The sequence below is a fragment of the Sphingobacterium sp. UBA6645 genome, assembly GCF_002455685.1.
In the GTDB taxonomy this organism is placed as follows: Bacteria; Bacteroidota; Bacteroidia; order Sphingobacteriales; family Sphingobacteriaceae; genus Sphingobacterium; species Sphingobacterium hotanense.
In genome coordinates this window covers 1-11,106 of the sequence record NZ_DKLH01000089.1, presented here as the reverse complement: position 1 = coordinate 11,106, position 11,106 = coordinate 1, and the positions used below count along the sequence as shown (strand labels likewise).

Below are 11,106 nucleotides of genomic sequence, written 5' to 3'. Positions count from 1 at the left end.
TCCCTATCTTCCTACTCGATTCTAAATTTTTTAATAAATAAACGCCCTTTCAGACTACATTCGATCCCCTGAATCAAAAATTAAATTCTTGTTACAAACATCTATTTCACCCCATCAAATCATATTAAACCGCATCTAATTATTTTTCGTTCGCTTATCAATCTTGTTCTTAAAATATTATTTTTCATATCCTTGGTATGATATTGATAACTAAGTGGTTAAAATCTATATCTTTTCATGCAACTGATATTTATCACAATTTAGGGTTACTGTAACAGGTACCATTCAATAGCGAATTAATGCCATGCCTTTGGTGTGATATATATCACTTCTTTACATGATGCCATTCACTAGTTCATCCTCGTTTTAAGCCTACCTTTGGGCTACTTAGCTACAAATTTAGGAATGAGAGTGATTGCATACAATATATTAGATCAAGAGAAGGAAGTCTTGGCTAAGGCAAATGCCAAAGTCCATGATCTGACTTTGATATCGAACGAACTGAACTTTAGTACGATCCACTTTGCAATGGGTAAAGAGGCCGTTTTGATTTCCGATCGCGATATTCTTGATCGTGTAATGTTATTTGAATTGTACAAAATGGGGGTTAAAAGCGTGATTACTCGTTCTAAAACTACCGATCATATCGACCTTGATTATGCGGGTGAATTAAAAATGCACGTGGCAAACGTTCCTTTTGACTCGTCAATGGAAAGTATAGCCAAACAAACTATCCAGAATCTAACCCAATGGATGGTAGGGGGATGTGCCGGCGAAGCGTGCCAATGTCGAATGGACTGTGCTAACAGGACTAAACAAAGTTAAGATGGAAAATCCAGATTTAAATCAATTGATCAGCAAGTACAACGTTGCTGCACCTCGTTACACGAGTTACCCAACTGTCCCTTTTTGGGAAAACGATGCTTTTAACGAACAAGAGTGGCGCTTTAGAGTAGCCCAAAACTTTAAGAGTTCTAAGCATAATGGGATAAGCATTTACGTCCATCTTCCTTATTGTGAAAGCCTCTGCACATATTGCGGTTGTAATACGCGAATCACCAAGAACCATAATGTAGAAACACCATACATCGAATCGCTGCTAAAGGAGTGGAGCATGTATAAACGAATCCTAGGTAATGAATCCTTGTTAATCAGCGAGATTCACTTAGGAGGCGGTACCCCTACTTTCTTTAAGGCAGAAAATTTAAGAAGATTGATCAACGGATTGCTATCGGGAAATAGAAAGGCTGCAGAAGCATCATTCTCTTTCGAAGCACATCCAGCAAATACTACATACGATCATTTGAAAACCCTGTATGATTTAGGGTTCAAAAGACTGAGTTTAGGAATTCAAGATTTCGATGAGAGGGTTCAATTTATCATCAACCGCCACCAAACAGTAGAGGATGTCGATCGCGTAATGAAAGATGCGCGTGAAATTGGATACGACTCCATCAACTTTGATTTAATCTATGGTCTGCCATTACAGACGGCCGAGTCAGTAAAAATGACAATTGAACATTCTTTACGTTTAAATCCCGACCGTATTTCTTTCTACAGTTATGCACATGTGCCTTGGATTAAACCAGGACAACGCCGATTTACAGAGCATGATCTTCCTGTTGGCGAAGAAAAACTTAACTTATATAAACTGGGAAAAGAAATGATCCAAGCTGCGGGATTCAAAGATGTAGGTATGGATCACTTTTCAAAAGTGGAAGATGCGCTATATATAGCATCGAAAAATGGCGGTCTTCACCGTAACTTTATGGGCTATGCCGATCGTTATACACCCTTGTTGCTTGGGCTGGGAGTGTCGTCTATCAGCGATGCCTGGACAGGCTTCGCGCAAAATGTTAAAACAGTAGAGGAATATCATGCGTTAATAGGGGAAGGGAAACTTCCAGTAGTGAAAGGACACCTATTGACAGAGCTAGATACACATATTCGCCAATATATCTTGGACATGATGTGCCGCGGAAAGGTTATATTGAAGGAGAGCGTGACAGAAAACGAGGATATACTGAAACGTTTGCAACCTATGATAGCCGATGGTTTAGTGACCGTAACGAACAATAAAGTAGAAATAACACAAATAGGGAAATCCTTCTTGCGCAATGTGTGTATGGCATTTGACGTAAGATTACACGAAACTCAAGAAAGAGAAAACCTGTTCAGCCAAGCAATATAGTCGTAATGCCATGGATGTAAGGAATGAATTAAAGCTGGATACCAATTGTTACCACTGTGGTGACACAATTGAAGATACTTCCTATATTTTAGATAAACATAGCTTCTGCTGCTTGGGCTGCCAAACAGTCTACCAAATCCTTAATGAAAATAATTTAGCAAGCTATTACCGATATAATACCCATCCGGGAAAATCGCAGAAGGCGCAAAAAGAAGATTTAGCCTACCTTGATGAGCCAAATATTATCGCCAAGTTGGTCGACTATCAAGACGACAATATGGCGATCATCACGTTCTACGTGCCGGCTATACACTGTTCTTCTTGTATATGGTTGCTAGAAAATCTCTATAAGTTAAACCCGGGGGTTAAGACATCTCAAGTTGACTTTATGAAGAAGCAAGCGAGTATCACTTTCTTCAAAAATGAAATTTCACTTCGCGATTTAGTAGAGCTATTACATCAAATAGGCTACGACCCGAAAATTACATTGCAAGATGTAATCAAGGAAAGCAAAAAAGTGAATCAGAATAAACTGATCGCCAAGATTACAGTTGCAGGATTCTGTTTCGGTAACTCCATGATGATCTCCTTTCCGGAGTATTTCGGAATGGCGGAATTCGAACGTCAATATACCAGTTTCTTTGGCTATATGAATCTCGCGTTCGGACTGCCGGTGCTATTATTTAGCGCTTCTGACTACTTCAAGTCCGCTTGGTATAGTCTCAAACAAAAACGTCTGAACTTAGATGTGCCCTTGGCTCTAGGTATTTTCGTTTTGTTCTTCCGCTCGGCATTTGAAATTATTTCGCAAACCGGAGCAGGCTTCATGGATACACTCTGTAGTTTGGTATTTTTTATCCTGATCGGTAAATGGGTGCAACAGCGTACCTACTATCATATATCCTTCGAACGCGACTACCGTTCCTATTTTCCGGTCGCCGTGACGGTTATTGAAAATGAAATCAATAAACCTACGCAAATTGCAGACTTGAAAGTAGGGGATCGCATCATGGTGCGCAATAACGAGATCATCCCTGCCGACGCCATTCTATTAAAAGGAAATGCAGCGGTGGATTTCAGTTTTGTAACCGGCGAGAGTAAGCCGGTAGAAAAGGTGCTGGGCGAGGTCGTGTATGCCGGAGGTCGACAAATCGGTGAAGCGATCGAACTGGAAGTTGTGAAGGCGGTTTCGCAAAGTTACCTTACGAAGTTATGGAACAATGAAAGTTTTAAGCAAGTAGAAAAGAAATTTGAAACATTCATCGGATACATCAGTAAATACTTTACCATCGGATTGCTATTGATCGCATTTTCAGCGGCAGCCTATTGGGGAATTACAGGAAATGCCGAAAAAGCGTGGGCAGCATTCACCGCAGTATTGATTATTGCCTGTCCTTGTGCATTAGCATTAAGTTCGCCTTTTACGCTTTCTGCCGCGCTCAGTATATTCGATAAGAACAAACTATACATCAAAAATACAGCGGCAATTGAACAGATGGCCGCTATTGATACCGTTGTGTTTGACAAGACCGGCACAATTTCTTCACCCAATGTATCGAGCATGTATTTTGAAGGCGAGTTGACAGCACAGGAAAGAAGCCTGTTGTTCTCAATCTGTCGTAACTCCAACCACCCTTTAAGCAGAGAGATTATTAAATGGCTGGGTGAAGTTCCTGTACTGCCGATTTCAAACTATGTCGAAACAGTGGGAAAAGGACAAGCGGCGGTATATCAAGATTGGGAAATGAAAGTTGGTTCGGCAAGCTTCGTCGGAACGGAGAAAAAAGATTTTGAAGGCTCGGTGGTTTATATCAGCGTTAATGGACAGGTTAAAGGTTTATTCACCCTAGAACAATCTTGGCGCGAAGGTTTGACTGATGTAATAAATCAACTCAAAGGCAATGATTATCAGTTGCATCTGATATCAGGGGATAATGAGCGTCGTGCAGATGCCCTAAAGCTTATCTTCCCAACACAAGCTAGCTTGTTGTTCAATCAAACACCTTCGGATAAATTGAACAAGATCGACCATTGGCAAAAAGAAAACCATAAGGTCTGTATGTTGGGCGATGGATTGAACGATGCCGGGGCATTAAGAAAGGCTGACTTAGGAATTGCGGTGTCCGACGATATCAATAACTTCTCACCAGGTTGTGATGCTATTTTGGATGGTGCATCGTTCAACAAGCTTCCCAAGTTCTTTAAGTTTAGTAAAGATGCCGTAAAAGTGATCAAAATGAGTTTTATGATCTCGCTGGCATACAATACGATCGGTTTGAGCTTCGCTGTACAGGGAACAATGTCACCTTTATTCGCAGCGATACTGATGCCGATAAGTACAGTAACGATCATCTCGTTTACTAGTTTGATGACACGTGCATATGCAAAACGTAGAAAATTAATTTAAATTTGTCCTTATGAACATCATATTTATGCTGATCGGTTGTAGTGTCATTATCGCGTTGTTCTTTCTGGGCGCTTTCTTTTGGGCGGCTAAAAACGGACAACACGAAGATACTTATACCCCCTCTGTTCGCATTCTATTCGATGACGAACCAGCAGATAACGACACTGAAATGACAGAAAAGAAGGCTTAAACGCCTTTCTATCACAGTTTTTTTACAATAGGCATTGTTATGCCCTAACGCTGTTGTGTATCTTTGCAGCGTATGTTCAGATTTCTCCATTTCTTGGCATTGTTCGGCTACCTCAACATCCTATGTTATGAGGTTAAGCAGACTGAGTACTTCGGGCTTCCTACTAAGGAGTCGAACGAAACCTTCGTGGAAGTCGTACTGGAAGAAGTCTTAAATATCAACCATTCCGAATTGCCGGAGTCTCTACCGGAAATTATCTTTGACGATTATCGTATTTTTTCATTATTAGTAGGCTTCCTGCCTATGGTAATGGTCTTTACCTGGCTGTTATCACGATTGATCAATCGACTCAAAGATCAAGATCACCCATTTTATCTCTCAAAAACGCTATGCCTCCCTGGCTACTACAGTTTTTTGTATAGATACCGCCCATTTTAATTTCTGCCCTTTAAGCCGCTTTTAGGGATTGGTACTGGTGCACCGAAAGGTTGACACCCCTCGTCCTTTTGTATTCTATTTTATTTAATATATACCACATTTTAAATTGCTATGAAAAATAATCGTATGCTACTGCCTGTCTTAGGCTGGGCATTGCTCGCCGCGTCTTGTACGGCAAACAGTAATGAAAAAGTATCCACCGCACAACCTAAGGTAGTTCCCGTTACGAATCTAATCCAAATGGATACCGTTATTTACAAGGAGTATATTGCGGACATACAGTCTCAAAGAAACGTCGAACTCCGTTCGCGCCTTACGGGATTCTTAAATAAAATATATGTGGATGAGGGAGCACATGTTCGAAAAGGACAGGTGTTATTCTCATTGAATGATGAAGAGTATAAGGCTGATTTTGCGCAGGCTCAAGCAGCTGTGAATAGTGCAGAGGCCGAAGTGAAAAAAGTGGAGCTGGAGATGGAGCGAACTAAGAAACTAGTGGACAAAAATATCGTCAGCGGAACAGAATATGAACTCTTGCGCGTACAGTTGCGTGCGGCTCATGCGAAAGCTAGAGAGGCGGAAGCAGTGTTGAACCAAAACCGTACTCGATTAGCAAATACTCAAATCCGAGCTCCTTTTGACGGAAGGATCGACCGTATTCTTCTAAAAGAAGGCTCTTTGTTAAATGAAGGGGCACTCATCACGTCGATCTCAGATTTGAATAACGTCAATGTTTATTTTGATATCTCTGAACCTGAATATTTAGCGATCGTGACAGATCCTGAAGCAAAAGGGCAGAAATTCAGCAAAGAAGTGCAATTGATCCTAGCCAACGGACAGCTATATCCACACCGCGGCCAAGCGGAAATTGTTGAGTCAGAGTTTGAAGCGAGCACAGGCTCGATTTCCCTCCGCGCTAAATTCCCAAATCCCAATGGAATCTTAAAACACGGTGCTACTGGTCGAATTGGTGTGCCAACACAGACGGGTAACCTCACAATGGTTCATCAGAAGTCGGTGGTCGAGATTCAGGATAAAGCTTATGTATATACCTTAAAAGGAGATACCGTAAAAATGACGCCTTTCCAGAATGGACAACGTGTCGGACATTACTATGTAGTGGAAAATGGTTTGCCGAAGGATTCGAAAATTGTTTTCGAAGGGGTAAACTCACTACGTGATGGAATGATCGTGAAACCAAAAATGGTAAATAACTAAAGGAGGAAGGCAATTTCATGTTCGAAAAATTTATTAAAAGACCAGTATTATCATTGGTCATATCGATCTTTATTACCCTATTGGGGCTATTGGCGCTCTTTACCCTGCCAATCACCCAGTTCCCGGATATCGTTCCGCCCTCAGTAGTCGTAACGGCAAATTATACCGGGGCGAACGCCGAGGTGAGTACCAACGCCGTGGCAATTCCTTTGGAAAAGGCCATCAATGGTGTAGCAGGTATGACTTATATGAATACCGTATCTACCAACAATGGTACGACCCTAATCCAAGTATTCTTCAAAGTAGGTACTGACCCCGACATTGCTGCGGTAAACGTGCAGAACAGGGTGACCACGGTGCTCGATGAATTGCCCGAAGAGGTAATCAAGGCCGGGGTAACTACTGAAAAAGAGGTGAATAGTATGTTGATGTACCTAAACCTCTATACGGATGATGTAACGGCTGATGAACGTTTTATCTACAACTTTACGGATATCAATATCCTCAAAGAGTTAAAGCGTATTGAAGGGGTGGGTTTCGCGCAGATTATGGGAATGAAGGATTATGCCATGCGTATTTGGGTACGACCTGACCGTATGTCCGCATATTCTATTTCTACGGAAGAATTAGTAACTGCCCTGCGTAGACAAAATATCGAAGCAGCTCCTGGACAAACAGGAATAAGCTCAGATAAAACCGTCAACATGCAGCAGTATGTACTCCGCTATCCTGGTAAATTTACCGAGGTTTCGGAATATGAGAATATTCCTATCCGTGCCAATGTGGATGGATCTATCATTCGCGTGAAGGATATCGCCGATGTAGAATTTGGATCCTTGGATTATGAAATGGTATCCGAAACGGATGGCCGCCCATCGGCATCCATCATGTTGAAGCAGCTTCCTGGATCCAATGCGCAGGAAGTAATCCAACGTGTAAAAGACAGAATGGAAGAGCTGAAAGGCGCGACATTCCCGCCGGGAATGACTTATACTATGGGATATGACGTTTCTCGTTTCTTGAACGCGTCCATATCCAGTGTATTGATTACGCTAGTCGAGGCCTTCATCTTAGTATTTTTAGTGGTATTCATCTTCCTGCAGGATTTTAGAGCAACGGTCATCCCAATCTTGGCAGTGCCTGTCTGTTTGATCGGATCGCTGTTCTTTATGCAGATGATGGGATTCTCCATTAACCTACTGACCTTATTTGCGCTCGTATTAGCAATTGGTATTGTCGTCGACAACGGAATTGTCGTCGTCGAGGCCGTCTATGCGAAAATGGAAGAAGAACATCTTTCGCCGATGGACGCTACACTTGCTGCAATGGACGAAGTGGGATCTGCGGTAATCGCAATTACGCTAGTCATGTCTGCAGTATTCGTTCCGGTAGCCTTCTTGGACGGACCTGTCGGGATCTTCTATCGTCAGTTCTCACTGACCTTAGCAGCTGCGATTGTTATCTCGGGTATCAATGCATTGACATTAACGCCGGCGCTATGTGCTATTATTCTGAAATCACCACACGATAAAAAACCTAGCAATAACTGGTTGGATAAATTCTTTAAAGGCTTTAACCGGGTTTACGACCGTATCAGTGGTGGATACAAAGGTACTTTAAGTAAAATAGCAGGACGCCGTGTCATTACGCTGGCATCTTTAGCAATCATGTTTGTGTTGACGTGGGGATCTGCGGCAATATTGCCATCAGGATTTATCCCTACGGAAGACCAAGGGATGATCTATGTTGCGGTAACTACGCCGCCGGGAGCAACGGTGGATAGAACCGAAGCTGTATTGAACGAAGTGGATGCTTTAGCGCGCGAAATGGATGTCGTGGAAACGGTTTCTATCCTTGCGGGTTACAGTATCGTAACGGAAGTGTCTGGTGCTTCTTATGGTATGGGTATGATTAACTTAAAGGAATGGAAAGAAAGAGACCAGACCGTCGATGATGTTATGCGCGTGCTTCGTGAGAAAACAGCGCATATCGCTGATGCGGAAGTCGAATTCTTCCCGCCGCCAACAGTTCCTGGTTTCGGTAACTCATCCGGTTTCGAGCTGCGCGTTCTTGATAGAACGGGTAATGAAGATCTGGCAGCGACAGATAAAGTGGTGAAGGATTTCATGACGAAGTTGACGGAAGATGAGGTCATTGAAAGTGTCAGCTCAACGTTCGACGTGAACTTCCCACAATATATGCTCGAAATTGATTATGATCTAGCGGCGAAAAAGGGTATTTCTGTAGAAAACTCCATGAGTACCTTGCAGACCTTATTGGGTAGTCAATATGCAACGAACTTTATCCGATACGGACAGATGTATAAGGTGATGGTACAATCCGACGCCTTCTCCAGAAAGCGCCCGGAGGATATCTTAAACCTTTACGTGAAAACCGCTGATGGCGAGATGGTGCCTTATTCTTCGTTTATGACAATGAAGCGTATCTACGGCCCTGAGCAAATTACACGTTATAATATGTTTACATCAGCGATGGTGACCGGTCAAGCAGCACCAGGCTTCAGTTCTGGACAAGCGATCGAAGCAGTTGAGCGCATCGCCGCTGAATTGCCACAGGGTTATGTAATTGAATGGTCAGGAATGACCCGCGAGCAGAAAATTTCCGGTAATCAGGCGGCTTATATATTCTTGCTCTGTCTTGTTTTCGTGTATTTACTGTTATGTGCGCAATACGAGAGTTTCTTGCTGCCATTGCCGGTAATTTTATGTTTGCCTGCAGGTATCTTCGGAGCATTTATTTTCTTGAAGTTATTCGGATTGGAAAACAATATCTATGCGCAGGTTTCTCTTGTCATGCTTATTGGTCTATTAGGTAAGAATGCGATTCTGATCGTAGAATATGCAAACCTGAAACGCAAGCAGGGAATGGATGTCTTGGAAGCGTCTATCGAAGGGGCCGTGGCACGTCTTCGCCCAATCTTGATGACATCCTTTGCATTCGCTGCCGGACTTATTCCATTGATGTTAGCATCGGGAGCCGGTGCCATCGGTAACCGTACAATAGGTACGGCTGCAGTAGGAGGAATGGTAATCGGAACTGTTGTGGGTGTTCTGGTAATTCCTGGACTGGTAGTTCTCTTCTCGCGTAGAAAAAAGAAAGCTGAAAAGCAGAAACCAAAGCGTCTGAAAGAAGCAACTGTTGCGATGGTTATCTTGTTGTTTATTTCTTCATGTTCGGTACCTAAACAAACGAGCAGCCCGGAGATCGACCAAAGATCGAATACAGAGGCAAAGCAGGTATTGACTGATTCGTCCAATGTCGCAAACTTGCCTTGGCGTGAGGTATTCACCGATGCAAATTTGATATCCCTGGTAGATTCTGCGCTCTTGAACAATAGAGATCTGCGACAAGCGATCTTGCGTATCGAGAAAGCTCAGGCGAATTTCAGGTTCCGCAAATCTTCGCTTTATCCTTCAATTGACGCAGCGGTCGAAGCGGGCTTACGAAAATATGGGCATTATACGGAATCGGGAATCGGTAACTACGATTCTAATTTCTCCGAAAACCTAACGGACGATGAGAAGCTACCGGAACCATTTATTCCGGATTACTTCGTCGGAGTGCGCTCTTCTTGGGAGATCGACCTTTGGGGGAAGCTGAGAAATAGGAGAGAGGCAGCATTTATGCAGCTGATGTCGGAAAGTGAGTTGAAACGCTTGATGGAGACGGAACTGATCAGTAGTATTGCTTCGGCTTACTTCGAACTAATCAGCTTAGACCAAAAGATTAAGGTTTACGAAGAAAATATCAATCTTCATGAACGTGCTTTGGAGATCGTGCAGGCGCAAAAGGAAGCCGGGCGTGCAGATGAGTTAGCGGTTCAGCAATTTAAATCCATATTAGCGGAGTCGAAAGCAGGACGCGAAAATGCGATGCAGGAGATTTTGGCATATGAACACCAGATCAATTCCCTAATCGGTAGAGTATATCAGCCTATTGTGCGTTCTAATAATCAATTGCGTGAGAATTTGCTGTTCGCTGATCTATCCGTTGGAAATCTCGAAGACCTGTTCAATAATAGGATCGATATCCGAAAAGCAGGGCTGGATTTGAAAGCTGATTTCCATGAATTGGAAAGTACGCGCTTGTCATTTTTGCCTTCCGTCGCTATTAGCCCTTATCTAGGCTTGCAGAGCTTTAGCTTAGACAAATTGTTTAGCATCGATAAATCCGTGACTTACGGCTTGTTTGGAGGTGTGACGCTACCAATCTTTAGACAGCGCGAATTGAAATCCCAATACGAAACCATGAAAGCTTCCTATGGAATCAGCTTCCTGGAATACGAGAAAGTGGTGTTGAATGCAGTAAACGAAGTGTCGTTAGCATTGAAAACCCACGGAGCAATTCAGAACCGTGAAGATTTTGTTCAAGAGCAAGTAGCGGCATTGGAGTCATCGATCCAGGTCGCTGAAGAACTTTTCATAGCAGGCCGGGTAACCTACCTGGACATCATTACCGCACAAAAAGGACTGGTTGTCGCTCAAGTTGCTGAAGTCGACATCCTAAAAGAGAAAATGCTTAATCAAGTAGTTCTCTATAAAGCCCTTGGTGGTGGATGGAAATAAATAGGTAAAATAAAATAGATGGTTGGAGATAATGCAGATTTCTCCAAAAGACAAGGAAGGTGTCTAAAAAGGCACC

Annotated in this window: 7 protein-coding genes; all 7 read left to right on the top strand. The window is 42.8% G+C overall.

Annotated elements, in window-relative coordinates:
* Window positions 1-405: 405 nt before the first annotated feature.
* The 7 genes from B2400_RS16395 to B2400_RS16365 all read left to right on the top strand — a co-directional run bounded on the left by B2400_RS16395 (window position 406) and on the right by B2400_RS16365 (window position 11,030).
* Window positions 406-825, top strand: a complete 420-nt coding sequence (locus tag B2400_RS16395; protein WP_149525238.1) for a lactate dehydrogenase — start codon at window positions 406-408, stop codon at window positions 823-825.
* A 1-nt stretch (window position 826) separates the two neighbouring features.
* Complete coding sequence (hemN, locus tag B2400_RS16390; protein ID WP_293935021.1) at window positions 827-2,191, top strand: oxygen-independent coproporphyrinogen III oxidase; 1,365 nt, start codon at window positions 827-829, stop codon at window positions 2,189-2,191.
* Window positions 2,192-2,201: 10 nt separating this feature from the next.
* Window positions 2,202-4,598 (top strand): heavy metal translocating P-type ATPase, encoded by a 2,397-nt coding sequence (locus B2400_RS16385; protein WP_293935018.1) that lies wholly within the window; start codon window positions 2,202-2,204, stop codon window positions 4,596-4,598.
* Between the two features lie 10 nt (window positions 4,599-4,608).
* Window positions 4,609-4,788 carry a cbb3-type cytochrome oxidase assembly protein CcoS gene (gene ccoS / locus B2400_RS16380; RefSeq protein WP_149525241.1) on the top strand — a complete coding sequence of 60 codons (180 nt, stop codon included), beginning with the start codon at window positions 4,609-4,611 and terminating at the stop codon, window positions 4,786-4,788.
* Window positions 4,789-4,860: 72 nt separating this feature from the next.
* Complete coding sequence (locus B2400_RS16375) at window positions 4,861-5,226, top strand: hypothetical protein (RefSeq protein ID WP_293935015.1); 366 nt, start codon at window positions 4,861-4,863, stop codon at window positions 5,224-5,226.
* Between the two features lie 111 nt (window positions 5,227-5,337).
* On the top strand, window positions 5,338-6,444 hold the full coding sequence (locus B2400_RS16370; protein ID WP_293935013.1) for an efflux RND transporter periplasmic adaptor subunit: 1,107 nt from the start codon (window positions 5,338-5,340) through the stop codon (window positions 6,442-6,444).
* Between the two features lie 17 nt (window positions 6,445-6,461).
* Window positions 6,462-11,030 carry an efflux RND transporter permease subunit gene (locus B2400_RS16365; RefSeq protein ID WP_293935010.1) on the top strand — a complete coding sequence of 1,523 codons (4,569 nt, stop codon included), beginning with the start codon at window positions 6,462-6,464 and terminating at the stop codon, window positions 11,028-11,030.
* Window positions 11,031-11,106: the final 76 nt, after the last annotated feature.

What these genes read in the sequence shown, in the direction of transcription:
- B2400_RS16395 (WP_149525238.1), top strand. Translation starts at nt 406, where the DNA reads ATGAGAGTGATTGCATACAATATATTAGATCAAGAGAAGGAAGTCTTG.
- hemN (WP_293935021.1), top strand. Translation starts at nt 827, where the DNA reads ATGGAAAATCCAGATTTAAATCAATTGATCAGCAAGTACAACGTTGCT.
- B2400_RS16385 (WP_293935018.1), top strand. Translation starts at nt 2,202, where the DNA reads ATGGATGTAAGGAATGAATTAAAGCTGGATACCAATTGTTACCACTGT.
- ccoS (WP_149525241.1), top strand. Translation starts at nt 4,609, where the DNA reads ATGAACATCATATTTATGCTGATCGGTTGTAGTGTCATTATCGCGTTG.
- B2400_RS16375 (WP_293935015.1), top strand. Translation starts at nt 4,861, where the DNA reads ATGTTCAGATTTCTCCATTTCTTGGCATTGTTCGGCTACCTCAACATC.
- B2400_RS16370 (WP_293935013.1), top strand. Translation starts at nt 5,338, where the DNA reads ATGAAAAATAATCGTATGCTACTGCCTGTCTTAGGCTGGGCATTGCTC.
- B2400_RS16365 (WP_293935010.1), top strand. Translation starts at nt 6,462, where the DNA reads ATGTTCGAAAAATTTATTAAAAGACCAGTATTATCATTGGTCATATCG.